At 68.0% G+C, this 25,473-nt stretch carries 25 protein-coding genes; 13 read left to right on the top strand and 12 right to left on the bottom strand.

The window, feature by feature from the left end:
* Positions 1-117 precede the first annotated feature (117 nt).
* Positions 118-2,862, top strand: a complete 2,745-nt coding sequence (locus tag AACH06_RS10380; RefSeq protein ID WP_341425600.1) for a putative bifunctional diguanylate cyclase/phosphodiesterase — start codon at positions 118-120, stop codon at positions 2,860-2,862.
* On the opposite strand, the gene AACH06_RS10375 is transcribed toward AACH06_RS10380, so the two are convergent.
* The gene (locus AACH06_RS10375) at positions 2,863-4,005 is read right to left on the bottom strand and encodes a pyridoxal phosphate-dependent aminotransferase (RefSeq protein WP_341425599.1); all 1,143 of its coding nucleotides are present in this window, start codon (positions 4,003-4,005) and stop codon (positions 2,863-2,865) included.
* A 96-nt stretch (positions 4,006-4,101) separates the two neighbouring features.
* On the opposite strand from AACH06_RS10375, the gene AACH06_RS10370 reads away from it, so the two are divergent.
* The 3 genes from AACH06_RS10370 (at position 4,102) to AACH06_RS10360 (ending at position 7,694) form a co-directional block, all read left to right on the top strand.
* Positions 4,102-5,541, top strand: coding sequence for an aminotransferase-like domain-containing protein (locus AACH06_RS10370; RefSeq protein ID WP_341425598.1), 1,440 nt, complete (start codon positions 4,102-4,104; stop codon positions 5,539-5,541).
* A gap of 71 nt (positions 5,542-5,612) precedes the next feature.
* Positions 5,613-6,113, top strand: coding sequence for a hypothetical protein (locus AACH06_RS10365; protein WP_341425597.1), 501 nt, complete (start codon positions 5,613-5,615; stop codon positions 6,111-6,113).
* Positions 6,114-6,251: 138 nt separating this feature from the next.
* Positions 6,252-7,694 (top strand): NAD-dependent succinate-semialdehyde dehydrogenase, encoded by a 1,443-nt coding sequence (locus AACH06_RS10360; protein WP_341425596.1) that lies wholly within the window; start codon positions 6,252-6,254, stop codon positions 7,692-7,694.
* Positions 7,695-7,884: 190 nt separating this feature from the next.
* On the opposite strand, the gene AACH06_RS10355 is transcribed toward AACH06_RS10360, so the two are convergent.
* Complete coding sequence (locus AACH06_RS10355) at positions 7,885-8,031, bottom strand: hypothetical protein (protein ID WP_341425595.1); 147 nt, start codon at positions 8,029-8,031, stop codon at positions 7,885-7,887.
* A 114-nt stretch (positions 8,032-8,145) separates the two neighbouring features.
* Between AACH06_RS10355 and AACH06_RS10350 the strand changes: the two genes are divergently transcribed.
* From AACH06_RS10350 to AACH06_RS10335, 4 genes are all read left to right on the top strand, one after another.
* Entirely contained in the window at positions 8,146-8,313 is a 168-nt protein-coding gene (locus AACH06_RS10350) for a hypothetical protein (RefSeq protein ID WP_341425594.1), read from the top strand.
* Between the two features lie 213 nt (positions 8,314-8,526).
* On the top strand, positions 8,527-10,200 hold the full coding sequence (locus AACH06_RS10345) for an NAD(P)/FAD-dependent oxidoreductase (RefSeq protein ID WP_341425593.1): 1,674 nt from the start codon (positions 8,527-8,529) through the stop codon (positions 10,198-10,200).
* A 46-nt stretch (positions 10,201-10,246) separates the two neighbouring features.
* Positions 10,247-10,774: a pilin gene (locus AACH06_RS10340; RefSeq protein ID WP_341425592.1), complete on the top strand. Its 528-nt coding sequence runs from the start codon at positions 10,247-10,249 to the stop codon at positions 10,772-10,774.
* Between the two features lie 111 nt (positions 10,775-10,885).
* On the top strand, positions 10,886-12,073 hold the full coding sequence (locus tag AACH06_RS10335) for an acetyl-CoA C-acyltransferase family protein (protein WP_341425590.1): 1,188 nt from the start codon (positions 10,886-10,888) through the stop codon (positions 12,071-12,073).
* 48 nt (positions 12,074-12,121) lie between these two features.
* Here the strand turns inward: AACH06_RS10335 and AACH06_RS10330 are convergent, their stop codons facing one another.
* The 5 genes from AACH06_RS10330 to AACH06_RS10310 all read right to left on the bottom strand — a co-directional run bounded on the left by AACH06_RS10330 (position 12,122) and on the right by AACH06_RS10310 (position 15,924).
* Positions 12,122-13,084, bottom strand: coding sequence for a sensor histidine kinase (locus tag AACH06_RS10330; protein WP_341425589.1), 963 nt, complete (start codon positions 13,082-13,084; stop codon positions 12,122-12,124).
* A gap of 292 nt (positions 13,085-13,376) precedes the next feature.
* Positions 13,377-13,769: an RNA recognition motif domain-containing protein gene (locus AACH06_RS10325; RefSeq protein WP_341425588.1), complete on the bottom strand. Its 393-nt coding sequence runs from the start codon at positions 13,767-13,769 to the stop codon at positions 13,377-13,379.
* Positions 13,770-13,841: 72 nt separating this feature from the next.
* Complete coding sequence (infA, locus tag AACH06_RS10320; RefSeq protein WP_341425587.1) at positions 13,842-14,111, bottom strand: translation initiation factor IF-1; 270 nt, start codon at positions 14,109-14,111, stop codon at positions 13,842-13,844.
* 465 nt (positions 14,112-14,576) lie between these two features.
* Positions 14,577-14,933: a hypothetical protein gene (locus tag AACH06_RS10315; protein WP_341425586.1), complete on the bottom strand. Its 357-nt coding sequence runs from the start codon at positions 14,931-14,933 to the stop codon at positions 14,577-14,579.
* Positions 14,934-15,039: 106 nt separating this feature from the next.
* A complete protein-coding gene (locus AACH06_RS10310) occupies positions 15,040-15,924 on the bottom strand; it encodes a hypothetical protein (RefSeq protein WP_341425585.1) in 885 nt (294 codons plus the stop codon).
* A 138-nt stretch (positions 15,925-16,062) separates the two neighbouring features.
* Between AACH06_RS10310 and AACH06_RS10305 the strand changes: the two genes are divergently transcribed.
* Complete coding sequence (locus AACH06_RS10305; RefSeq protein WP_341425584.1) at positions 16,063-16,299, top strand: SlyX family protein; 237 nt, start codon at positions 16,063-16,065, stop codon at positions 16,297-16,299.
* 54 nt (positions 16,300-16,353) lie between these two features.
* Here AACH06_RS10305 and AACH06_RS10300 read toward each other — a convergent pair whose 3' ends face one another.
* From AACH06_RS10300 to modA, 4 genes are read right to left on the bottom strand one after another with little or no spacing between them, the layout of a single operon-like run.
* Positions 16,354-17,211 carry a TOBE domain-containing protein gene (locus AACH06_RS10300; protein ID WP_423222009.1) on the bottom strand — a complete coding sequence of 286 codons (858 nt, stop codon included), beginning with the start codon at positions 17,209-17,211 and terminating at the stop codon, positions 16,354-16,356.
* Positions 17,208-17,957, bottom strand: coding sequence for a sulfate/molybdate ABC transporter ATP-binding protein (locus AACH06_RS10295; RefSeq protein ID WP_341425582.1), 750 nt, complete (start codon positions 17,955-17,957; stop codon positions 17,208-17,210). Before AACH06_RS10295 ends, AACH06_RS10300 begins: the two co-directional genes overlap by 4 nt.
* Positions 17,958-17,965: 8 nt before the next feature.
* Positions 17,966-18,640, bottom strand: coding sequence for a molybdate ABC transporter permease subunit (modB, locus tag AACH06_RS10290; RefSeq protein ID WP_341425581.1), 675 nt, complete (start codon positions 18,638-18,640; stop codon positions 17,966-17,968).
* 13 nt (positions 18,641-18,653) lie between these two features.
* Positions 18,654-19,424: a molybdate ABC transporter substrate-binding protein gene (modA, locus tag AACH06_RS10285; protein WP_341425580.1), complete on the bottom strand. Its 771-nt coding sequence runs from the start codon at positions 19,422-19,424 to the stop codon at positions 18,654-18,656.
* Between the two features lie 209 nt (positions 19,425-19,633).
* Here modA and AACH06_RS10280 point away from each other — a divergent pair, with 209 nt between their 5' ends.
* The 3 genes from AACH06_RS10280 to AACH06_RS10270 all read left to right on the top strand — a co-directional run bounded on the left by AACH06_RS10280 (position 19,634) and on the right by AACH06_RS10270 (position 21,497).
* On the top strand, positions 19,634-20,122 hold the full coding sequence (locus AACH06_RS10280) for a MarR family winged helix-turn-helix transcriptional regulator (protein WP_341425579.1): 489 nt from the start codon (positions 19,634-19,636) through the stop codon (positions 20,120-20,122).
* 88 nt (positions 20,123-20,210) lie between these two features.
* Entirely contained in the window at positions 20,211-20,894 is a 684-nt protein-coding gene (locus tag AACH06_RS10275; RefSeq protein ID WP_341425578.1) for an NIPSNAP family protein, read from the top strand.
* Between the two features lie 96 nt (positions 20,895-20,990).
* Positions 20,991-21,497 carry a DUF1579 domain-containing protein gene (locus AACH06_RS10270; RefSeq protein ID WP_341425577.1) on the top strand — a complete coding sequence of 169 codons (507 nt, stop codon included), beginning with the start codon at positions 20,991-20,993 and terminating at the stop codon, positions 21,495-21,497.
* Positions 21,498-21,504: 7 nt separating this feature from the next.
* Here the strand turns inward: AACH06_RS10270 and AACH06_RS10265 are convergent, their stop codons facing one another.
* Positions 21,505-23,547: an ABC-F family ATP-binding cassette domain-containing protein gene (locus AACH06_RS10265; RefSeq protein WP_341425576.1), complete on the bottom strand. Its 2,043-nt coding sequence runs from the start codon at positions 23,545-23,547 to the stop codon at positions 21,505-21,507.
* Between the two features lie 227 nt (positions 23,548-23,774).
* On the opposite strand from AACH06_RS10265, the gene AACH06_RS10260 reads away from it, so the two are divergent.
* Entirely contained in the window at positions 23,775-25,277 is a 1,503-nt protein-coding gene (locus AACH06_RS10260) for an AAA family ATPase (protein WP_341425575.1), read from the top strand.
* Positions 25,278-25,473: the final 196 nt, after the last annotated feature.

The raw sequence follows: 25,473 nt of genomic DNA, 5'->3' as shown, positions 1-25,473 counted from the left end.
GAGGCGGGTGAATCCCGCCCTGGACGCGCGGTGTGAAGAGTTGCCGGCCCTGTCGGCTTCAGCTTCGCCGGGTGTCGTCGATAACCCGTCGTGGACTGCCCTCGCTACGCGTTACTGTTGCCCGCCTCCTGGCGCCCGATGTGGACGGCGCCCGCGGCCGCCCGTGTGCTCGCGGCCTGGGCCGTGGCCTGGGGCTGCTCTGCCTGGGCGGGCCCGATCGGCGATCAGGTGTTGGCAATCGAGGCGGAGCACGGGGGAACACCGGGCCAGGTGATCGAGCTGCTGCGGCCGCTGGAGGCGCAGGCCCGGGCCAGCCAGGGCGATGACCTGCGCATCTTCCTGGCTGCCTGGGGCTATGCCCATGCGGCCACCGACAAGCCCGCGATGGCCGATGCGGCGATCGAGGAACTCACCGACCTGGGCGAGCGCACCGGCAACGCCGCTGCGTTGGCCTCGGCGTATGCGCTGAAGGCCACGTCGTTGCAGGTGGCCGGGCAGGTGCGTGCCGCGTTCGGCTGGATTGAAAGCGCGGTTCCGCTGGTCAAGGATGTGCGGGGAGTGGACCTGCGCTATTGGGTCTACATGACGGCCGGCGATCTCGCGCAGGCCAACGGCCAGGTCGACGAAGCGATCCGGTCGTTCGAAGACGCCGTGGCGGCGGCGCGCGAAGGGCGCAACGATCGGCGTGAATCCCAGGCCCTGCTGGCGCTGGTGCCCTTGCGCATTGTTCGTGGCGAGGTGGCCAAGGCGCTGGGGGTGTCCATGCGCGTGCGCGAACTGGCGCAACGAGCCCACGACCGATCTCTGGTCGCCGCAGGCTGGGTGATGGAGGCGCTGACCGCGGAAGCCCTCGGTGACTTGCCGCGCGCCGCGCGTGCCCGGCAAGAGGCCGAGGCCATTCCGCGACCGCAGGTGCCCGCGAGCGAGGTCGTGAATTCACAGGCCGGCGGCGAAGGCTGGCTGAGCACCGAGCTCGATGCACTGTTGAGCCTGTCGGCCTTGCACCTGAGCGTGGGCAATTTCAGTGCGGCGCGTGACCTGGCGCTGCGCGCGAACGAGCAGGCGCGCGCAAGGCGTGACGACTACGCCATCGGGCATGCGTTGATCAACCAGGGGCTGGCGGATCTCGGAATCGGTCGGGTCCAGGCCGGCATGAAGTCGGCCAGCACCGGGCTGGCGATGCTGGAGCAGCGCGCCCGCGACGCTGAACTGCTCGTGCAGTTGAATCGTTATGTGGCCGCGTTGGAGCGCCGCGGCGAGACCAGCGAAAGCTGGGTTCGCTTGCGTGAATCGCTGCTGCTGGAGACCGAGCTGTCACGCCGGGACCGGCTCAGCACCTTGATCGCCCTGCAACGCGAATCGAGTTACCAGCAGCGCCAGAGACAGATGGAACAGCTGCAGCACGACAACGCGCTGCAAGCGGCCGAGATCAGGCGCCGCGCCATCGAGCGCACCTTGGTACTGCTGCTGGCCGGCGCGATGGGGGCCGGGGGCATCGTGGCCTGGCGCCTGTACCTGCGTTCGCGAGAATCGAACCGGCGCCTGGCTGAGACCAACCAGTCGTTGGAGCACGCCAGCCTGCACGACCCCGTGACGGGCCTGTTCAACCGACGTGCGATGGAGGTGCACACCGAGGCCCTGGTCAATGAGCACTATTGCTGCGTTAGCTTGTCGGTCAAGCAGTTCGGCAACATCGTGGGCAGCGTGGGCCACCAGCTGGGCGACCTGCTGCTGTGCCAGATCGCCACGCGATTGAACCAGGTGGTGGGCCGGCACGGTGGCAGGCTCTACCGCATCGACGGGGTGACTTTCGGCGCCATCGTGCGCATGACCGACGATGAGCTCAGCCTGAAGCAGCTGCTCGAAGCGCTGGCCCTGGCGATGGAGGCGCCGTTCGAGATCGGCAACCAGGATCTGGTGGTGTCGATCGGCCTGGGGGCGGCGCAGTACCCGAAAGATGCCAACACCGCGCTCGAGGTGGCCCGGCTGGCGGAGTTGGCCAAGCTGCAGACCCATGCCGAGCCCGGCAATACCCATGTCGTGTACGACGTGCGCATTGGCGAAAGCCATCGCGACAAGCTCCACATGGAAGCGCGCATGGTCAAGGCCCTGGAGCACCGCGAGTTCGAGCTGTTCTACCAAGGCTTGCGCGATGTGCGCGACGACCGTTTCTGTGGTTTCGAAGCGCTGTTGCGCTGGCGTGACGGGTCGAAGATGGTGTCGCCCGCCACCTTCATTCCGCTGGCAGAAGAGACCGGGCTCATCGTCCGCATCGGCACCTGGGTGCTGCGGCAGGCCTGCACGCAGGCCAAGGCCTGGGCGGACGCGGGTCTCGGATCGCCGAAGGTGGCGGTCAACATTTCTCCACGGCAGTTCAGCCACCCCGATTTCCTCGCCACCGTGCGTGACACCTTGCGTGAAACCGGCGTGAACCCGGCACAGATCGAGCTGGAGATCACCGAGACGAGCGTGATGAACGACGCCGAGTCGAGCATCGCGGTGCTGCATGCGCTGCGCGAGATGGGCCTGCAGTTGGCCATCGACGATTTCGGTACCGGCTATGCCAGCCTGTCGTACCTGCGCCGCTTCCCGCTGAACAGGCTGAAGATCGATCGTTCCTTCGTCAATCAACTGGGCTCGGATGGCAATGGCGATGCCATCGTTCGCACGGTGATCGAGCTGGCGCACTGCCTGGGGCTGTCGGTGACGGCCGAAGGGGTGGAAACCGCGGATCAGGAAGCGTTGCTGCGTGGCTGGTCATGCGACGTGGTGCAGGGCTTCCTGCATTCGCGTCCGGGCCCCGCCGAAGGGGCGACCCAGTTGCTCCGGGACCAGACGGCGCTCACCAGTGCGTTGATCTGATCACGCGCCGGCCAGGGCTGCGCGCCACGAGGCCGCCACGGCGTTCAGCGCCTCGGCGAGGGTGGCAGGTGTCAACAAGCCAAACCCGAGCCGGAAGACGCGAGCCGATTCACCGAACCAGCGTCCATCGCCCACCCGCACCTCATGCGCGGGCAAAGCGGCGTGAAAACGCTCGACCGCCGCGTCGTCGAAGACCCCCGGCTTCAGCCGCACGCAGCACAGCGCTCCGGCATCCGGGCGTATCCAGTCGATCCATTCGGCCTCGCGCCGGGCCCAGCGGGCCACCACGTCCAGGTTCGCCGCCAATGACGCCGCTCGTTCGGCCAGCAGGGTGGGGCTGCGCCGCAGCAGGTGCAGGGCCAGCGCCTCGTCCAGGCGGCCGCAGGAGACGGCGGTGTTGAACTTCGCTGTCACCAATTGCTGCCGCAGCGGGGCGTCGCGTGTGATCGCCCAGCCAATGCGCAGCCCCGGCGCACCGTGGCACTTGGACAAGGACCCCGTCGAGATGACCCGAGGCCCCAGCGCCAGCGCGGTGGGCGCCGCGGCGGCGCCGTAGCTGGCCTGGCGGTAGGTTTCGTCGATCAACACGTGGGCCTGCGGTGCATGCCTCTCGACGAGGTGGACGATCTCTTGCAGCGTGGCCATCGGGATGGCAACGCCTGACGGGTTCTGGGGCGAGGCCATACTGACCAGGCGGGTGCTGGGCGACAGCAGGTCGACCAGGCGCTCGAGGTCCGGCTGGTAGCCGTGATCGAACGACAGCGGCCAGTGCCGAACGGTCGCTCCGACGGCCACGAGCGCGTTGAGCGCCAGCGGGAACAACGGTGTCGCGGCCACCGCTTCAGCCTGGGCATCGCACAGCGTGAAGGCGACGGTGAAGAGGGCTTGCATGCCGCCAGTGGTGACGACCACGTCATCGGCGGTGACACCGTGGGCCAGGGCGATCTCGTGGCGCAGCGCCGCATCACCGGCGGCGGTGCCATAGCCCAGCGGCAGGTCGGACAGCCGCGGCAAGGCTCCGTCTCCGGATGGGCCCCCGAGCAAGTCGCCCAGCCGCAGATCGGGCCCCAGGCTCTCGGCCAGATCGAAGCGCGGCGCGTCGCCGACGAGGTGGATGATGTCGTTGGGGGGAAAGCGGCTCATGGTGGGGCAGAAGCGTTGGGTGGTTGGCATGTTGTCGCCCTCTGCGCGGCAGTAACAGCGACAGTTTTCTGAAGAATCAACCAGTACAGTTGGCGTATGCCTCGAGACGCTGATGCTGGCTTTCGCTACGAAGACCTGGCCCGGTTCGTCGCCGGATTGATCGAACGCGGTACGCTGCCGCCCGGCGCGCGTCTGCCATCGCTGCGCGAGGTGAGCCGTCAGCACCGGGCCAGCCTCAGCACTGCCATGCAGGCCTATCGCCTGCTCGAGGACCGCGGTCTGATCGAGGCACGGCCGCAATCCGGGTTTTATGTGCGCCCCCCTGCGCGCCGCATCGCAGCGCCGCCGGCGTCCGCGCCCCCGTCCCGGCCGGTGGAGGTGGCGGTGCCCGCCGTGATGCTGACGCTGATCGAGCATGCGTCGGACCCGGCCCTGGTGCCGCTTGGCTGCGCCGTACCGAGCCCGGCCCTGCTGGCTTCTGGTGCGCTCGATCGTTGCCTCGCGCGCGCGGCCCGCACGCGGGGCGAAGCGCTCAACACCTACATGCCGCCACGCGGTGACGCGACGTTGCGCAGCGAAATCGCCCGGCGTGCCCTGCGCCACGGGCATGCGCTGACGGTCGACGAGTTGCTGGTCACTTGTGGCTGCACCGAGGCGCTGCAACTCGCCTTGCGGGCCCTGACCCGACCGGGCCAGACGGTGGCTGTGGAGTCGCCCACCTACTTCGGCTTGCTGCAGGTGCTGCAATCGCTGGGGCTGAGGGTGGTGGAACTGCCCACCGACGCTCGCAGCGGCGTGGACGTGGACGCGCTGGAAGAAGCCTGCGCGCGACATCACCTCGCGGCCTGCGTGTTGGCGTCGAGCTTTCTCAATCCCCTGGGCTGCACGATGAGCGAGGCCGCGAAGCGCCGGGTGCTGAAGGTGCTGGCCCGGCATCGCGTGCCCCTGGTCGAAGACGACATCTATGGCGACCTCGCCTTCTCGGACGTTCGGCCGAGGCCCTTCGTCGCGCTCGATCCCCGGGCGGCCGTCGTCTACTGCAGTTCGTTCTCCAAGACCTTGGCCCCAGGGTATCGGGTGGGATGGTTGGCCGCGGGCGAGCGGCTGATGCCGCGCCTGGTCGAGGCCAAGGTGGCATCCACCTTGTGCAGCCCGGCACTGCCTCAAGTGGCGTTGGCGAGCTATCTGGCGTCGGGTGGCTACGACCACCACCTGCGTCGGCTGAGGCGTGCGTTCGGCCACACGCTGCAACAGATGGTCCAGGCAGTGACTCAGTCGTTTCCCGAGGGGACGACCGTGTCCGACCCGGCCGGCGGCTTCGTGCTGTGGGTTGAGCTGCCTCGGCCTGCCGACACGCGCCAGCTCTTCGCCCTTGCGCTCGAGCGCGGCATCTGTTTTGCGCCCGGGGTGGTGTTTTCGGCAAGCGGTCGTTACGGACGTTGCCTTCGGCTCAGTGGCGGCTATGGCTGGAGTCAACGGCTCGACGAGGGCATTCGTACCTTGGGGCGTCTCGCCACAGAGGCCATCGGCGCGTAAAACGTTGCGAAGTGCAACGGTAAAAGGGCGCCGCGGCTCAACACCTGCGACGTGGCGCCGATGACTGCCGCATGGACTTTCGCGACGACGCCTCAGCTCCGTGGTTCGGTGACCCTCAGGGCCGCCGGCAACACCGCTTCATGGAATCGGCGGACATCAACGCCGCATTCCGAGAGTTGTTCGAGCCCTTGCGCACGGGTGTGCGCCGGGGCTTGAGCAACGAAGGGCAGATCTACGCGTTGGAGATGGACAGTGTCATCCCCGGCGAGTTGCTGGGCACCTGCTGGATTCCCATCGGCTCGCGGGGTGTGGATGGCACGCAGGTGCTGGCCGATCCGGCCCGACGACGAGCGCTGTTCGACATCCTGCTGGCGGAGAAGCGAACCGAGTCCTTGTTCGCCTATGTGTGCGAGCGGGTGGGGCCGCGCGGCGCGCCCCACATGTACCTGGAGATCATCTCGGTGGACGGCTGCTTTGCCGCGGACTTCCCGATCGTGCAGGGCCGAGGCTGGTACCAGCGAGATCTGGTGAAGGTGCCTCACCGCCGCCTGGACCCGGTGGCGCTCGCCTGAAGCCCACCATCTGAAGCTCGCCACCTGAAGCTCGCCGCCGGACGACCGTTCCGGGGGGATTCGGGGCGCTCGTCCGACGCGCCCGGCTCGAAGCATCGACAATGGTCGGCTGCGACCTTGTTGACCTGCGAGCCCATCATGACGAACTCTTCCTACCCCGACATCCGTCTGCTCATCGACAACGAATGGGTGGATGCCGCCAGCGGCAAGACGCTGGATGTGCTGAACCCCGCCACCGGCTCGCCCATCGGCAAGGTGGCCCACGCGGGCATCGAAGACCTGGACCGCGCGCTCGCTGCGGCAAAAAAGGGTTTCGAGACTTGGCGGAATGTGTCTGCGCATGAGCGCTCGGCGGTGATGCGCCGCGCGGCCGGCCTGCTGCGCGAGCGTGCCGATGCGGTGGCACGCCTGATGACGCAGGAGCAGGGCAAGCCCCTGGCCGAAGCCCGGATCGAGGTGCTGGCCGGCTGCGACATCATCGAGTGGTTTGCCGAAGAAGGCCGCCGTACCTATGGCCGCATCGTGCCGTCACGCAATCTGGCCGCCCAGCAGCTGGTGCTCAAAGAACCGGTGGGCCCGGTCGCCGCGTTCACCCCTTGGAACTTCCCGATCAACCAGGTGGTGCGCAAGCTGTGCGCGGCGCTCGCCACGGGCTGCTCGTTCCTCGTGAAGGCGCCTGAGGAGACGCCGGCGTCACCCGCCGCGTTGTTGGCAGCGTTCGTGGATGCGGGCATCCCGGCCGGCGTGATCGGCCTGGTGTTCGGCAACCCGGCCGAGATTTCGAGCTACCTCATTGCGCACCCCGTGATCCGCAAGATCACCTTCACCGGTTCGACGCCTGTGGGCAAGGAACTGGCCGCCTTGGCGGGGCGCCACATGAAGCGCGTCACCATGGAGCTGGGCGGTCACGCCCCGGTGATCATTGCCGAAGACGCCGATGTGGCCCTGGCGGTCAAGGCGGCCGGTGGCGCCAAGTTCCGCAATGCGGGCCAGGTCTGCATTTCGCCCACGCGTTTCCTGGTGCACCGCAGCCTGAAGGACGAGTTCGCCCAGGCCCTGATCAAGCACGCGTCGGGCCTGAAGCTGGGCGATGGCCTGGCAGAAGGGACGACGATCGGGCCACTGGCCAACGCCCGCCGCCTCGCCGCGATGGCCCATGTGGTGGAGGATGCGCGCGCCAAGGGCGCCACCGTCGCGGTCGGCGGCGAGCGGGTCGGCAGCGCGGGCAACTTCTTCGCGCCCACCGTGCTGACGGATGTGCCGCTGGAGGCCGACGTGTTCAACAACGAGCCGTTCGGGCCGGTGGCGGCGGTGCGGGCGTTCGATTCGCTGGACGAAGCGATCGCCGAAGCCAACCGGCTGCCGTTCGGCCTGGCCGGCTACGCGTTCACTCGCTCGATCCGCACGGCGCACGTGCTGTCGCAGCGGCTCGAAGTGGGCATGCTGTGGATCAACCAACCCGCCGCGCCGACGGCCGAGCTGCCGTTCGGCGGCGTGAAGGATTCGGGCTACGGCTCCGAAGGCGGGCCCGAGGCGATGGAACCGTACCTGGTCACGAAGACGGTGTCGATCATGACCTGAAGGTGCGCGCCCCGGCCCCATGCCGGCATGCCAGGGGCCGGCGCCTCAAGGCGGCGCGGGCAGCGCACCCGCAAAGCGGGATCTGCGCGCGCTGCTTGAAGGTCAATGAAGGGGAGGGCGCTGCGTGCGCCCCCCCGGGGGCGGCTTGAAGTCGGCCCTTTGCCAGACTTCTGCCGGCTTCAGCCCGGCTTTATGCTGGCTTGTTCTTGAGCTTGCCCTTGGGCAGAACGGCCGTCACCGGCGGCACCGGACGGTCAGCGCCGGCTGCCTTGCCCTGCGGTGCATCTTTCTTCGGTTTCTTCGTCATCTTGTTGGCGGTTTGGATGCCCTTGGCCATGAGGTCCTCCAGAATTGCTAGGCGTGGAATGGGGTGCCCGAAATGGTAGCGCCGCCAGCGTTGATAATCTCGCCCTTTGTCTCTTTCCTCCCACCCCTGACCATCGGAGCCATCATGGGCAACAAGATCCGTACCGAAGCCGACCGCAAGGCCACCCCGAGCACCCCCGCCGCCACCGGCGTGCACTACACCCCCGGCCGTGGCCAGCGCGTGAGCCTGGAGCGCGGCTCGCACACCCGCAGCAAGAAGAACCCGGGCAAGCGCCCCCACAAGGGCGGCTGACCCCTTGCCTTCATGCCCCCGGTTTCCCGGGGGCTTGGGCTGCGTGCCGGCCCGTGCCGGTTTCGCGCACACCACGCCCGACTGCGGCGCTGCACCCGCCCCGCGTGGTGGAGTACCAAGCTCTTTCGAGCCACTTGAGCCGATCGACGCTCATCAGGCCGCGGGCCTGGCCTCATCGAGTGCCGGTGTCGCCAGCGTCGCGGCCTCGTTTCCATGATCAGAATCACCGAACTTCGCCTGCCGCTCGATCATCCGCCCGAGGCTCTGCGCTCGGCTGTTGTTGCGCGGCTGAAGGTGCGAAGTGACCAGCTGGCCGATTTCACCGTGTTCCGCCGCGCCTACGATGCGCGCAAGAAGACCGCGATGGTGTGGATCTACACCGTCGATTGCCAGCTTTCCGAGGGCGCGGACGAGGCGCTGGTGTTGTCCCGCCACGAAGGCGACAACCATGTCCGGCCCAGCCCGGACACCCGCTACCAGCTCATCGGCGCGGCCCCGGCTGATTTCTACGCCGCGGGTAGGCCGCGGCCGGTGGTCGTTGGCTTCGGCCCCTGCGGCCTGTTCGCCGCGCTCGTGCTCGCCCAGATGGGGCTCAAGCCGATCGTCCTCGAGCGCGGCAAGCAGGTGCGCGAACGCACCAAGGACACCTGGGGCCTGTGGCGAAAGAGCGTGCTCAACCCCGAATCGAACGTGCAGTTCGGCGAGGGTGGGGCGGGCACCTTCAGCGACGGCAAGCTCTACAGCCAGATCAGCGATCCGCGTCACCTGACGCGCAAGGTGCTCACCGAATTCGTCAAGGCCGGCGCGCCAGAAGAGATCCTCTTCGTCAGCAAGCCTCACATCGGCACCTTCCGTCTCGTCAGCATGATCGAGAAAATGCGCGCCGACATCGAGGCGCTGGGTGGCGAGATCCGCTTCCAGCAAAAAGTGGTGGATGTGCGGATCGAAGCCGGTGCCATCCGCGGCCTGGTGCTGGAAGGAGGCGAACAGCTCGACGCCGACCACGTCGTGCTGGCCCTGGGCCACAGTGCCCGCGACACCTTCACGATGCTGCACGGCCGCGGCGTCGCCATGGAAGCCAAGCCGTTTTCCATCGGCTACCGCATCGAGCATCCCCAGAGCCTGATCGACAAGGCGCGCTTCGGGCCGAACGCTGGCCACCCTGAGTTGGGTGCTGCCGACTACAAGCTCGTTCACCATGCGAGCAACGGGCGCTCGGTCTACAGCTTCTGCATGTGCCCCGGCGGCACGGTCGTGGCCGCCACCTCCGAGCCGAACCGCGTGGTGACCAACGGCATGAGCCAGTACTCGCGGGCCGAACGCAATGCCAACGCCGGCATCGTCGTGGGCATCTCGCCGCAAGACTATCGGCAAGACGGCTTGGTCAGCGGGCCGGTGTCGCCGCTCGATGGCATGGCCTTCCAGCGCATCTGGGAGTCACGCGCGTTCGAGCTGGGCGGCGGTGACTACATGGCCCCGGGGGCACTGGTTGGCGATTTCGTCGCCGGCCGCCATGGCTCGGCCATCTCGCGGGAATTCGGCAGTGTCTTGCCGTCGTACAAGCCGGGCGTCCATCTCACGGACCTGGCCGAGCCGGGCCGCGGCAGCCTGCCGGACTATGCACTGGCCGCCATCCGCGAGGCCCTGCCGGCATTCGAGAAGCAGATCCGAGGCTTTTCGATGGCCGACGCGGTGCTCACCGGTGTTGAAACCCGCACGTCGTCGCCCCTGCGCATCCCGCGGGGCAAGGATTACCAGAGCCTCAACGTGCGCGGGCTGTACCCGGCCGGTGAGGGGGCGGGCTACGCGGGCGGCATCATGTCGGCCGGCGTCGATGGCATCGAGGTGGCCGAGGCGCTGGGCGCCCATCTGCTTGCTTCGACGTGAGGGCGCTGGGCGAGCGCGTAAAGTTCGCCAGCTTCCACCACCAACCATGCACGACGTGACCGCCAACGCCTTGCCCCGCCGCTCACCGCGGCACCGTGGCTTCACCTTGACCGAGATCGTGGTGGTGCTGGCCATCATCGCGATCCTGGCCGTGATGGCCGTGCCCTCCATGCTGGATCGCATCGTGCGAGGCCAGGTGGTCGAGGCCACGAAGCTGGCCGACGAGGTGCTCAAGGGCCGCATTGCGCAGTTCTGGAAAGCCTCCGGCGAGCTGCCGGTCGACAACGCCGAGGCCGATGCGCCACCCCCCGGCAAGATCGTGGGCAACTTCGTCACCAGCATGACGGTTGAAGACGGCGCCATCCACATCGTCTTCGGCAACGACGCCAACGGCACCATCAAGGGCAAGACGCTGACGCTGCGCCCGGCGGTGGTGGAAGACACCCCGATGGTGCCGCCGGCCTGGGTGTGCGCGGGCGGCAAAGTGCCGCCCCAGATGACGGTGAAAGGCCGCGACCGCACCGATCTCGAGAACCAGTACCTGCCGGTCAACTGCCGGCGGCTGGACGGCTGACCGCCAGCGGTTTTCAGACGCGCGACTTGCGCTTCATCAACCACCGGGCGGCCCAGGGCCGCCCGGCTGGCGCATCATCACGGCTGTCCGTTCTGACACAAGGAGCTTGAGATGGCTGCGACTCGTGATGTGGTGGTGCTGGGCGCTGCGCGTTCGGCAATCGGCAGTTTTGGTGGGGCGCTGGCCGAGCTGGAACCGGCCGAGCTGGCCGGCACCGTGATGAAGGCGGCGGTCGAGCGCTCGGGCGTCGACCCCAAGGCGATCAACTACGTGACGGTGGGCAACGTCATCCCCACAGAAAGCCGCTTCGCTTATGTGGCCCGCGTGGCCGCCATCCAGGCCGGGTTGCCGATGGATTCGGTGGCCATGGCGGTGAACCGCCTGTGCTCGTCCGGTCTGCAGGGCATCGTCACCACGGCGCAGAACATTCTGCTGGGTGACTGCGACTATGGCGTGGGCGGTGGCGTGGAAGTGATGAGCCGCGGTGCCTACCTCAGCGCGGCGATGCGCTCGGGCGCTCGCATGGGCGACACCAAGCTGATCGACAGCATGGTCGCCACGCTGACCGACCCCTTCGGTGTGGGCCACATGGGGGTCACCGCCGAGAACCTGGCGGCCAAGTGGGGCATCAGCCGCGAAGAGCAGGATGCGCTGGCGGTCGAATCGCAGCGCCGCGCCGCCGCCGCGATTGCCGAGGGGCGCTTCAAGAGCCAGATCGTGCCGGTGGTCAAGCAGACGAAAAAGGGCGATGTCGTCTTCGACACCGACGAGTACGTGAAGGCCGGCACCACGATGGAATCGCTGGCCAAGCTGAAGCCGGCGTTCAAGAAAGACGGCACGGTGACGGCCGGCAACGCTTCGGGCATCAACGATGGCGCGGCGTTCTTCGTGCTGGGCGATGCCGCTGTCGCCGCTGCGCACGGCCACAAGCCCATCGCCCGGTTGGTGAGCTACGGTGTGGCTGGCGTACCGAACGACGTGATGGGTGAGGGCCCGATCCCGGCATCGAAGCTGGCGCTGAAGAAGGCCGGCCTGCGGCTCGATCAGATGGATGTGATCGAGAGCAACGAAGCCTTCGCGGCCCAGGCGATTGCGGTGGCCAGGGGCCTGGAGCTGGACATGGCCAAGACCAACCCCAACGGCGGCGCGATCGCCTTGGGCCATCCGATTGGCTGCTCAGGTGCGTTCATCGCCACCAAGGCGATCTACGAACTGCACCGCACCGGTGGGCGCTACGCGCTGGTCACGATGTGCATTGGTGGCGGGCAGGGGATCGCCACCGTGTTCGAGCGGCTCTGATCGAGGGGGTTGTGCTCCACGGGCCTTCCAGGCGCCGCGGGCACGCCCTCACTGTGCCAGGGCGGGCCGCAGGCCGAGCAGGTAGCGGCCCATGCCTTGCACGTCCGATCCGACGCGCCGAACGGCCTCTCGAACCTCGTCCGGGCTGGCGACGAAGGCGGTGGACCAGGCGGACAGGCGCGCGTGATCGATGAAGTTGTCGGACTGAGATTCGTCGTGTGGCCGGTCAGCCCAGGGCGGCACATAGCCCGTCGGGTCGGCCGGCGAACAGACCGGCAGTGCCACCGAAAACCGAGCGCCCTGGCCGGGTTGCGATTCGGCCCAGACGCGGCCGCCGTGCCGCTCGGCAATCGTGCGAACGGCGGCCAAGCCCAGCCCATGGCCGGGATAGGCAGAACCATGGCTGCGGTGGAAAGGCTCGAACATCCGGTCGGCTTGTGTCTCTTCGAAGCCGATCCCGTTGTCCTGCACGCTGACCGCGACTTCCTCGCCCAGCTTCTGCGCAAAGATCTCGACGCGTCCACTGGGGTTGCGCCGCGAAAACTTCAATGCGTTGCCTATCAGGTTGACGAACAGCTGCGTCAGCAGGCCCTCGTGGCCCCATACCGTGGGCAGGTGACCCACCACCACCGGCGTGGCAGCGGTTGATTCATGCCGACCTGCCAGGATCAACTGGCGCTGGGCCTTGGCCACGCAGGCCGTCAGTGACACCACGTCGCAATCGTGCACGGGGGCCGAGGGCTCGGCCAGTGCCGTGAGGCAGTCGACCAGCGCGTTCGCCGAGGCCGCCTCTTCCCGCATCAGACCCAGGAAGGTCGACAGCCGTTCGGGCTCGCCCCGTTGGAGGGCCAGCTCGCCGAGTGCGGCCAGATGCGCCATCGTGGACGATGCGGTGACCATCTGGTGCGCCACGTCACGTTTGAAAGCGCGAAGGCGCAGCACTTCCTCGCGCAGCACCCGCAGTTCATCGGCGGGATCGTCGGCAGGGCGGCTGGCGGCAGACATGGGCATGGGCAGGTGGGCGGAAGGGGCGGGACAGGCCGGACGGGGCCTGCAGGGGCCTGGAAGGAGGCTGACGAATTCTTCAGCCTATTGATCGGCCCGCCGTGCGGCAGATTCAACGCCGTAGGCGCTGACAGGTGCCCTGGCCGTGAACAAATCGCCGCGGGGCCGCCTGGCGCGGGCCCTGAGGCTGAGATCCGCGCCGCGGGGACCGGTGTCTGCCTGACGGCCGGTCGTGCCGCCGCACCATGAAAAACGGGCCCCGAAGGGCCCGTTGAAATGCATGCGAGTTTGTCAGGGATCAGTAGCTGCTGCGGCCGCCGCCGAAGCCGCCATGGCGGCTACCACCACCACCACCATAGTTGCCATTCTGACCGCCATTGAAGCCGCCACCGCCGCCGTAGCCACCACGGCTGCCGCCGCCACCGAAGCCGCCCGGGCGCTCTTCGCGCGGACGCGCTTCATTGACCACGAGTGCGCGGCCGCCGACCGATTGGCCGTGCATGGCACGGATGGCAGCCTGGGCTTCCTGGTCGGAAGACATCTCGACGAAGCCGAAGCCCTTGGAGCGACCCGTGTCACGGTCCATCATGACGCGTGCCGACGTGACGGTGCCGAATTCGGCGAAAGTTTCTTGCAGCGATTCATCGCGCATGCTGTAGGCAAGGTTGCCAACGTAGAGTTTGTTGCCCATGGGGCCCTTTCTTGGTGGGGGATATGCGATCCGGCGCTTGCGATGCGCCGGCACGCGAAGTTAACAGCGAGTTCAGCGGCGCGGGGCAGGGCTTGTCCCAGGGGCGGGCCTTGCGGGCCCACGGTCCAGGTGCCGGAAGATGATCCGGCCCTTGCTGAGGTCATAAGGCGACAGCTCCAGCGACACGCGGTCACCGGCCAGGATGCGGATGTGGTTTTTCCGCACTCTCCCGGCGGTGTAGGCCACGAGGGTGTGGCCGTTGTCCAGGACGACGCGATAGCGCGAATCAGGCAAGACGTCTTCGACCTTGCCGTGCATTTCGATAAGTTCTTCCTTCGCCAAAGAATTTCCTCGGTGCGGATCAGTGAAGCAGCCGGCGCGCCGCCCACGGTAGCGACACGTGAGGGCACAGGGGGCCAACGGAGGGGGGCGCCGGCCCAGAGGGCATGGTGGCCGGCAAATGAGGCTCGCCGCAGGGCTCGGCTTGACGGCCCAGGCGGCCGGAATGCGGCCGTCGCCTGGAGGCTGGAACCCGGCGCACCAGTGGGGGGCGGGTCCGGAGAATCAAGAATCGGGCCGTCGGGCCGCCATGGCGCGACGACAGAGCAAATCGCGACAAGCTTGCAAGTTTAGTCGACGCTCGCGCCGCGCACCGAGCGCAGCGAGATCAGATGCCGCGGTGGCACCGCTGAACGCCAACACGAAACACGGCGCCGAGGGCTGGCGCCGTGCAGATATGACCAAGGTCAGTTGAACAGGTTGGGTCCTCTGAAAGTGATGCGTGCGCGCATCACTCGGGCCTTTCCGTCAGTTCACGGGCCGCCAGCGGCCCGGTGCTTCGCGCCACGCCTGACCCTGCCGTTGCCACATGTGCGGCTCCCAGCGGTAGCCTGGCCGCGGTGCGTCCCAGCGCCCGCGGATCCAGATGTGACGCCCGCCGACCCAGCTCCAGTAGCCGCCAATCCAGATCGCGCCAGGATACGGCGCCACACCGACCACTTCGACTTGTGCGGGCGGTGGCGCCACCGTCACCGGCGGCCCGTAGGCATAGCCGTCGTCGTAGGCGCGATAGGGCCGTGCGGGAACGACATAGCAGGCCGACAGCATGGCCGTGGCCGCCAAAGCGGCCGCGAGAGCCCATTTCGAGTGATGGGGCGAGTTCATGGCAAACCTCGCTGGTTGAATGGTGATGGTTCAACGCAGCAATCGCGGCTCCTGCTGACAGCCGGCGCGCCCAGCGGCGAGATTTACATCTGGTTCACATCGCAGGTCAGGGCATCAGCGCTTCGATGCCTTGCGCAAAGACGGCACCGAGCTTGCGGTACCCACCCGGGTTGGGGTGGATCTCGTTGGCCCAATCGTGGTCGTTGCCCTGGCTGCCCAGGTCGGCCGGATCCAGGGTGCCCTGCGTGTCGATCACATGGAACTGCGCCAGGGCCATGCTGCGCATCAGCGCGGTCAGGCGCGCGAGAAACAATCGCGTCAACGGAATCCACACCGCCTGGGGCACGGCGTATTCCCTCAGTGCCGGATACAGCCAGGGGCCGGCCCCGGCGCCCGCGCCGGCATCTCGGGGCGTGATGAAGTCGTAGGTGTGCACGAAGATCGGCACACCAGCGCTCTGGCTGGAGGCGGCGTCGCGCATCGCGACGAACTCGTGGAACTGGGGCACGATGTGCTGCACGAAGGTGTCCCAGCCCTGCTCGCTGACATAAGACGCCGCCAGCGGCGGATCGCCACCGCGTTCATCGGGTGTGAGCAGCGCGCGCAGGAAAGGCGGCACCGGTTGCCCGTCGGCATCGTGCGAGGGCACGCGGATGAAATCGATCAGGTCATTGCCGCCGGGGGAGAGCAGGATCGCATCCCAGCGCCAGGCTTGGGCCCCGAGCAACAGATTGGCGAACATCGGCTCGCGGCGTTTGTCGACCATGTGGTTCAGTACATCGCCCGGGTGCGCGCAGTTGACCACGCAGCTGTCCACGTCGAACGCCATCCCGTCCATCAGGTTGCCGGTGGCCAGCGGGTTCACCGAGCCGAAAGAGAACCACGAATCGCCCTGCGCAAGAAAGCGCCTCGGGTGCTGCGGAAAGTGCGCAGCCGCGGGCCGGCTGAGCATCACATCGAGCGGTGAATACTGCTTGAGCGGGGTGGGCATGGATCGCCTCCTGAGCGGCCCACTCTACGCGGCGCGCGCTACGCCGTCCCTCCATCGCACTAGGGACGTTTTCGCGCTGGCGCGCCTTGAATTGGGGGATGTGCTGCCGGGTGCGCCCACGCTGGCGACAATAGCGCGATGAGCGACGCCCACGCCCCCCTGACCCCCGCCGACGTCGACCGCCGCCTGACCGACCTGGAGATCAAGGCGAGCTACACCGAAGACCTGGTCGACCACCTGAACCAGGCGATCGTGCGGCAGCAGCAGCAGATCGACCTGCTGTTGCGCGAGGTGCGCCACCTGCGCAGCCAATTGCCGAGCGAGAGCGCCGGCACCGTGCGCAGCCTGCGCGACGAACTGCCGCCGCACTATTGACGAAGCGTGCCCCGGAAACCGTTGCGCCTGCCCCGGCATGGCAGGGCCAGGGCTTCACACCGTGACGGCCAGGATCACACTCGACGCATCAAACAGGGCGGTGGCGCGGCTGCCGGGCTGCAGGCCCAGCGATTGGCTGCTGCCTTGGGTGACGATGGCTGCGATCTGCAGCCCGCCGGCGATGTCCAACAGCACTTCGGCGTTCACCGCGCCGGGCGTGACGCTCGCCACGGTGCCGCTGAGTTGGTTGCGTGCGGAGACGCGGGCGTCTTCCAGGCCGGTGGCCAGCATCACCGACGAGGCCTTGACCAGCGCCATCGCGATCATGTGCGGACGCAGGCCGAGCGATTGGCTGCTGTCACGCGTCACGGTGGCCACGATGCGGGTGTCGCCCGACAAGGTGAGCTCGACTTCATCGTTGACGGCACCGGCCCGCACCGCGGTGACGGTGCCGACAAACTGGTTGCGCGCGCTGGTTTTCATGTTGACGACATTCAGCAGGGAGAACTCGCGGTCCAGATCGATCGACGCGCCATCGAGCAACTGCAGGAAGCGGCGATGGGCTGCGTCGATCTGCCCGTAGCGCTCCACCAGGCGTTGGCCATGCGCCGTCAGGCGAGATGAACCGCCACCGCGGCCCCCGGTACTGCGCTCGACCAGCGGCTCGCCGGCCAAGGTGTTCATCTGATCGATCGCATCCCACGCGGCCTTGTAGCTCATGCCGTAGGCCTTCGCCGCCTGGGTGATTGAGCCTTGATCGGCCAGGGCGCGCAGCAGCCCCATCCGCACCTCGCCGGCGAGTTGCGCATCGCCCGCGGTGAGCCACACCGCACCGTCCAGCCCGAGGCGGGTCGTGGTGCGTCGTCGGGGGGGCATCGTGGCGCGTCGGCGGCTTGGCGAGCGGGTGGTCATGAGGCGGCGCCTGTGGTTGGCTGCTCCGTGCGGTGGGCCCCATCCCCGAGTGCGGCACGGCGCTGCTCGTGAACGGCCTGCACCTGGGTGACGGTGCCATCGCTCAAGTGCACCACCTCATCGGCGAGGGCCAGCAGGTCACTCTCGTCGTGGGTGATCAGCAGCATGGGCAGGTTCACCCGCGCCAGCAGCTCGGCCAGCTCGTCGCGCAGTCGCGCGCGAAGGCGTTGGTCGAGCGCGGCGAAGGGTTCGTCCAGCAGCAGCGCGGCCGGATCGTGCACCAGCGCCCGGGCCAGCGCGGTGCGTTGCCTTTGGCCGCCGGAGAGCTGGGCCGGGTACAGGCCGGCCACCGCCTCCAGCTGGAAGTCACGCATCCAGCGTTCGGCCGCTTCGTCGTGCCATGTGCGGGTGGGGTTCAGCCAGCCGCGGCGCTTGGCGAAGGCGATGTTCTGTCGAACCGTGAGGTGCGGGAACAGCGCGTAGTCCTGGAACACCAGGCCGAGACGACGCTCGCGCGCCGGCAGGTTCACCCGCTGGGCCTGGTCGAACAGAGTCCGCCCCGCCACACGAACGTGGCCCTCGTCGGGACGGCTGATGCCCGCGATCAGGCGCAATGTCTGGGTCTTGCCGGCACCCGAGGGGCCGAACAACACCACGCGACGGCCCGGGCTCGCGAAGCGCACATCCAGCCGGAAGCTGGCCGCGCCCTGTTGCAGCGTCTTGGTGAGCGCCAGGTCCCAGGTCATCGACATCATCAGGCCGCGGCCGCCACGCGCCCGGGCAGCAGGCGCCCCGCGGCGAGCAACACAGCGATGCTGGTCAGCGAGGTGATGGCCACCAGAAAGAGCGCCACGTCGTCCTGCCCGGCCTGCACCGCCTCGTACACCGCGATGGACAGTGTCTGGGTGCGGCCGGGGATGCTGCCGGCCACCATCAACGTAGCGCCGAATTCACCCATGGCGCGCGCGAATGAGAGCAGCAGCCCGGACAGCACGCCGCGCCACGCCATGGGCAGCGACACGCGGAAGAACACGGCGGCTTCGCCCAGGCCCAGCGTGCGTGCGGCCTGTTCGAGTTGGGGGTCGACCGTCTCGAACGCAGCCCGCGCTGCCTTGAACACCAGCGGAAAGGCGACGAGCGCCGCCGCGAGCACCGCCGCCTGCCAGGTGAAGATCAGCCGGATGCCGAAGTGCTGCAGCAGCCAGCCACCGATCGGGCCCTGGGTGCCGATGAGCACCAGGAGGTAATAGCCCAGCACGGTGGGGGGCATCACCATGGGCAGTGTGAAAAGCGCGTCCAGCAGATCGCGCCCGGGAAAGCGGCTGCGCGCCATCGCCCAGCCGAGCCCGACACCCGCGACGAGGTTCAGCGCGGTGGCGCAACCCGCCACCTTGAGCGTCAGCCACAACGGGATCCAGGCGCCTTCCATCTGCGGCCCATCTTCAGGGCTGGCCGAATCCGTGTCGGCCCAGCACGGCCTGGGCCGGCGGGCTCACGAGAAACTCGACAAACTGCCGTGCCGCTTCGGCCTGTGTGCTCTTGGCCAACGCGGCAGCGGGGTAGCGCACCGGCTCGGTGGTGGGCACGGTGAAGGCGACCGTCACCTTCTCGGGCATCAAGGCGGCGTCGGTGGCGTAGACGAAGCCCGCATCCACCTCGGCGCGAGCCACGTAGTCCAACGCCTGCCGCACGTTCTGAGCGCCGATCATCTTCGGCTCGATCGCGCCCCAGACGCCCGCGGCCTGGAGGGCCGACTGGGTGTAGCGGCCCACCGGCACGCTGCCGGGCACCCCGATCGCGATGCGCGCGTAAGCGGGCTGCGTCAGGTCGCGCACGGACGCGGGGGCGCGGCTGGCCGCTTTCGGCACGATGACGACCAGGCTGTTCGACGCGAAAAAGCGCCGATCAGCCGCCTTGATCAGCCCTTGGGCCTGCGCGCTGTCCATCGTTTCGGGGTCGGCGGTGGCCAACACATCCACCGGTGCGCCTTTCGCGGCCTGCTGCAGCAGCGTGCCGGAAGCTCCGAAATTGAACAGCACCTGCAGACCCGGATGCGCCCGCTCGAACACGGGGCCCAGCTCGCGGAAGGCGTTGGTGAGGCTCGAAGCCGCTGACACCGTCAACTCCGCCGCCGGGCAGGCGCCCGCCAGAGCGATGGAAGCGCCAGCGACGAGCATGCGGCGCAGCCGCTGGGGCAAGAGGGCGAGGCTCATGAGGCGCTGGCGCAATGGCGCGGAAGCATTCGGAATGTGCGGCAGTATATGCAGCCTGGATGAGCTCTATTGCCATTATGGGAAGCTTCACTTGATCAATCGGAATATACAAGCGTATATATCGATAGGGTGAGCGCAGCGGCGTCACGGCCCATGGCACCAGCAGACGGCGGTGATAGCATCCGCCGCGCTCGTCGCCGCCTGTCGCCATGCCAGATTCCCAGAACAAGAGCCGCGATGCGGCCGAGTCGATCCCGCTGGACAGCCTTCCTGGCCATGCCATCCGCCGTCTTCAGCAGATCGCGGTGGCGATCTTTCTCCAAGAGGCCGAGCCGCACGGCGTCACCCCGGTTCAGTACGCCACCATGCAGGCGCTGGCCAACGCGCCCGGTGTGGACCAGCGCTCGCTGGCCCGCTCGATCGGCTTCGACACCTCGACCATCGCCAGCGTGATTGATCGGCTGGAAGCGCGTGGCCTGGTGCAGCGCAACCTCGATCCGAGCGACCGCCGCGTGCGGTTGCTGTCGCTCACCCATGCGGGCCATGCCGTCTTGACCGAGGTGGTGCCCGCGATGCGGCGTGCCCAAGAGCGCATGCTGGCACCGCTGCCGCCTTCAGAACGCGCCGAGTTCCTTCGGATGCTGAATGTGCTGGTGACCGCGAACAACGTGCACAGCCGGGCGCCAAGCGAAGGCTGAGCTGCACACGTCGCCGGCCACCGCGATATCGCAGCCGGCCCGTAAAAGCTGACATTCGGTGTCAGGCATGGCGGCAAATGATGTCGCCATGGACACCCCCCACACCGTCATAGAGCTGCGCCGCTACCGCCTTCACCCTGGGCGGCGCAATGAGCTGATCGCACTGTTCGAGCGCGAGTTCGTCGAGACGCAGGAGGCCGCGGGCATCCGCCTGCAGGGCCTGTTTGCCGAACCGGGCGATTCCGATCGCTTCACCTGGCTGCGCAGCTTTGCCGACATGCCAGCCCGTGCGCGGGCACTCGAGCAGTTCTACACCGGGCCCGCGTGGCGCACCTACCGTGATGCGGCCAACGCGACGATGATCGATTCGGACGACGTGTTGCTGCTGAAGCCTTGCCCGGGTTGGGAAGCGGCCGTGGCGGCCGGCTCGCGTCAATCAGGAGCTGGGGCCAGGGATTGGCTGGTCTGGGTGGCCCCGCTGCGAACGCCCGCCGATGAAGCTTTGCGGCACTGGGTGGCCGAGCAGGCGGTGCCGGCCTGGCGCTCGACCGGTGCCCAGGAAATGGCGCTGTTCGAGACCGAACCAGCCGCGAACAACTTTCCGCGCCTGCCCGTGCGCACGGATGGCCCGGTGCTGGTGATGCTGGCGGCCTGGCACGACGGCAGCGGCACCCCGGCCCAAGCGCCCGAGCTGCCGGGGCTCACGCAATGGCTGCGATCGCAGCCGCAGGCGTGGCGGCTCACACCGACCGCCCGATCTGCACGCCGTTGAGCGTGCGCCTCACGCCCAGCCTGGCGCCCCTGATGGAGCGCCTCAACCCCTGTTATCGCGGCCACCGAAGGCCATGTTCCAACCCAGGAGACCTGCATGCTCACGATCGATGACCTGACCCGCCCGCACGAAGACCAGTGCCACGATTTCGACCCGCTGTTCGGCCATTGGCGCGTGCACCATCGGCGCTTGCGCGAGCGCCTGGCCGGCTGCACCGAGTGGGATCTGTTCGAAGGGGTGAGCCACATGCAGCCCTTGATGGGCGGGCAGGGCAATGTCGATGACAACGTGCTCGACCTGCCTGCCGGCCGATACCGCGCCTCGACCCTGCGATGCTGGGATCCGGCCCGCCGGCAATGGTCGATCTGGTGGCTGGATGCGCGCCACCCGGGCCAGATCGATGTCCCCATGGTGGGCCGATTCGAAGGCGGCGATGGTGTGTTCTACGCCGATGACACCTTCCAGGGGCGCCCGATCCGGGTGCGTTTCCTGTGGCTTCGGGTGCGCAGCGAGCGGCCGCGTTGGGAACAGGCCTTCTCCACCGATGGTGGCCAAACCTGGGAAACCAACTGGGAGATGGACTTCGAGCGCCTTCGAGCCTGAAGGCGCCTCAGCCCGCGGCAGTGATGGCCTCGATCTCGGTCTGAAGTTCCAGCCAGCGCTCTTCGAGCATCGCCAGTTCGGCCTGCACATGGGCCAGGCGGCGGCCCAGTTCGGCGAACTGGTCGCCAGACAGGCCCGGGGTGGCCAGTTGGGCCTCCACGTCGGCCTTTTCGCTGCCCAGCTTCTCCAGCTTTTTGTCGATCTGCGCCACCTCATTGCGCAAGGGCCGCGTCTTGTCGGCCAGCTTGGCGCGTGCCTGCGCGGCCGCCTTGCGATCGTCTCGAGGGGCGACCGGCGCGGGCGCTGGTGCCACGGGCGCAGCCTTGGCCGCCGCCGAGGCTGCGGCGGGTGTCGGGGCGGCTGCGGGTGCCGACGACGCCGATGTCGGCGCCGACTTGCCCGAGAGGGCGCGGGCGGCCTCGCGGCTGCGCTCGAGCAACCAGCGCTGGTAGTCGTCCAGATCGCCGTCGAAGGGCTTCAAGGCGCCGTCCGCGACGAGCCAGAACTCGTCACACACTTCTCGCAACAACGCCCGGTCGTGGCTGACGAGCATCACCGAGCCCTCGAATTCGTTCAGCGCCATCGACAGCGCTTCGCGAGTGGTGAGATCCAGGTGGTTGGTCGGCTCGTCCAGCAGCAGCAGGTTGGGGCGCTGCCAGACCAGCGAGCCGAGCACCAGCCGGGCCTTCTCGCCGCCTGAGAGGGTGCCGATGGACTGGTTGACCATGTCCCCCACGAAGCGGAACTGACCGAGGAAGTCGCGCAGTTCCTGCTCACGCGCGTCGGGCCCGACGGTGCGCGCCAGGCGCACCATGTGCTGCAGCGGCGTGTCGTCGGCATGCAGCAGATCCATCTCCTGCTGAGCGAAGTAGCCGATCGACAGGCCCTTGCCCTCGGTCACCGTGCCACCCAGCGCCGGGTTTTCGCGGGCGATGGTCTTCACGAAGGTCGACTTGCCCTGGCCGTTGGCGCCCAGCACGCCGATGCGTTGCCCTGCCAGAACCGTGCGGTTGATGTGGTGGACGATCGGCTTGGGCACCAGCGTGGCCGCCTCACCGGGCTCGTCGCCGTCGCGGGGCACCAAGTAGCCGCACACGACGTCGCTCATGGCCAGCATCGGATTGGGCAGGCTTTGTGGCTCACGGAACTCGAAGCTGAAGTCGCTGGCCGTCAGCACCGGCGCGAGCCGCTCCATCCGGTCCAGCGCCTTCACGCGGCTTTGTGCCTGCTTGGCCTTGCTGGCCTTGGCCTTGAAGCGGTCGATGAAGCGCTGCAGGTGGGCGATGCGATCCTGCTGCTTGGCGAAGGCGGCAGCCTGCTGCGACAGTCGCTCGGCCCGCATTTCCTCGAAGGTGGTGTAGTTGCCGCCATAACGGGTCAGCTTGGCGTCATCAAGATGCAGCGTGACGCCGGTGATCGCATCGAGGAACTCGCGATCGTGGCTGATCACCAGCAGCGTGCCGCTGTAGCGCTGCAGCCAGCCTTCCAGCCAGACGAGGGCGTCCAGGTCCAGGTGGTTGGTGGGCTCGTCCAGCAGCATCAGGTCGGCCGGACACATCAGCGCGCGGGCCAGTTGCAGGCGCATGCGCCAGCCGCCCGAGAAGCTGTTCACCGGGGCTTCGAGTTGCTCGCGCCGGAAGCCCAGGCCCAGCAGCAGCGTCTGGGCGCGGGCGCGGGCGTCGAACGCACCGGCCTCTTCCAGGGCCAGGTGGGCGTGGGCCATGGCTTCGCCATCGTCGGCCGCTTCGGCGGCGGCCAGCTCGGCTTGCGCCTCCATCAGCGGGATGTCGCCTTGCAGCACGAACTCGGTGGCCGGTGTATCCACCTCGGGCATGTGCTGCGCCACTTCGCCCATGCGCCAGCGAGGCGGGATCTCGAAATCACCCGCGTCGGCACCCAGCCGGCCCGCCAGCAGCGCGAACAGGCTCGATTTGCCGGCGCCGTTGCGCCCCACCAGGCCGATCTTTTCGCCGGGGTTGAGTGTGACGGAAGCGCTGTCCAGCACGACCTTGGTGCCGCGCCGGAGCGTGACGTTGCGCAGGGTGATCATTCGAGAACCAGAAACGAGGAAAGGGGGGCCAGTGCCGGCCCCGGGGCGTCGCGCGTACACGCGCGTGGGGAGCGCAGTGTAGGCGACTGCGGCCGCGCTCTGGCGGCGTGCTGCCGAGACCAACGCCCGTGACGCCTGTCGCGGTGGCGACCGGTGAAGCGGTGCCCGAGCGCGGAGGTATCGCACAATCGTGCAGCCGCCGCCCATCACCTCTGTTCACGGTCCTCATGTCCCAGTTCCAGGAAGCCGACGAGCTGTTCGCACTGCTCAACACCAAGACGCCGATCGTGATGATCGAGACCCACGAGGAGAAGCGGGTGCTGTCGCTGTTCGAGCGCATCGCCGCGCGCAGCCAGCGCGAGATCTGGACGTGGTCGGCCAGCCGGGGGCTCAAGGTGGCTCATGGCCTGAAGGTGTCGCTGACGGAGTTTGGCGGCAGTGCGAGCATCGACGCTGCCGATACGAAACAGTTGCCCGAGGCCCTGCAGGCGACCGACCGCCTGCCCGGCGGCGCTTTGGTCATCTTTCTCGACGTGCACCCCTACCTGAGCAACCCGCTGATCACGCGGGCGATGAAAGAGATTGCGCTCAAGAGCGAAGGCAAGGGCCAGCAGATCGTGTTCGTGGGGCACGACATCGAGCTGCCGGCCGAGCTGGTGCCGTTCACCAGCCGCTTCGAGGTCGAGCCCATGACCATCGACATGGTCCGCAAGCTCTTCAAGGAAGAGCTGGATCGCCATGGCGGCATCAGCGGCTGCCGCAAGACGCTCGATTCACTGATGCGCCACATGGTGGGGCTGCCCGAGCCATCGGTGCGCCACCTCGTGCGGCTGACCCTCACCGACGGCGTGATCTGCACGGCCGACCTGGCCCGGGTGCTGTCGGCCAAGCAGGAAACGCTGGGCGCTGCCGAACTGCTGGTGTTCGAGCAGAAGCTGCCCGCGATGGAAGAGGTGGCGGGCATGAAGGCCCTCAAACGCTGGCTGCTGTTGCGCCGCGAGCCCTTCCTCGACCCCGAAGCCGCCGGCCTGCCGGCGCCGCGAGGCGTGCTGTTGCTGGGCGTGCAGGGCGCGGGCAAGAGCCTGGCGGCCAAGGCGATCGCCTCGGCCTGGCAGGTGCCGCTGTTCCGCATGGATTTCGGTGCGTTGTTCGACAAGTACCAGGGCGAAAGCGAACGCAAGCTGCGCGAGGCCCTGAAAGTGGCCGATGCGATGTCGCCCTGCGTGCTGTGGATGGACGAGATCGAGAAAGGCCTCGCGGGCGGGCAGGGCGACGGTGACACCGGCGCCGGCAAACGCATGCTCGGCTCACTGCTCACCTGGATGGCCGAGCGCGACTCGAGCGTGTTCCTGGTGGCCACCGCGAACGACATCGAGGGTTTGCCGCCCGAGCTGATGCGAAAGGGCCGCTTCGACGAGATCTTCTTCGTCGACCTGCCGTCGGCCGAAGTGCGCCACAGCATCTTCAGCATCCACCTGCAAAAGCACCGCATCGAGGCTGACGATGCCGGCATCGCGCCCCTGGTCGAGCACAGCGAAGGCTTCTCGGGCGCCGAGATCGAGGCCGCCGTCGTCGCCGCGCGCTACGAATCTCACGCCCGCGGCGAACCCCCGCAACCCGAGGCGGTGATGCGCGAACTGCTTCGCACTCGGCCCCTGTCGGTGACCCGCGCCGAGGCGATCGCCGAGTTGCGCGATTGGGCCGCCGACCGGACGGTCAGCGCCGACTGAGGGCGGGCCTTCGCCGCCCCGCGGCCTGGGGCAACCGGCGCAGGTGATGACGTCGCGACCAGCCCGTGATGAGCCTGGACGCGAGTTGGGGGCTGAAACCTCCGGCTTGGGTGTAAGGACAGACCCGGCCTGCACGACTGAGTCGGTTCGTGCCGTGCGTTCGAAGAGTTCACGGAACGGTGACACCTCAGCGGCC

The organism is Ideonella lacteola, from assembly GCF_038066555.1.
Lineage (GTDB): Bacteria > Pseudomonadota > Gammaproteobacteria > Burkholderiales > Burkholderiaceae_C > Ideonella > Ideonella lacteola.
The sequence above is the reverse complement of the archived record's forward strand: the minus strand, read 5'-3'. Positions and strand labels throughout refer to the sequence as shown.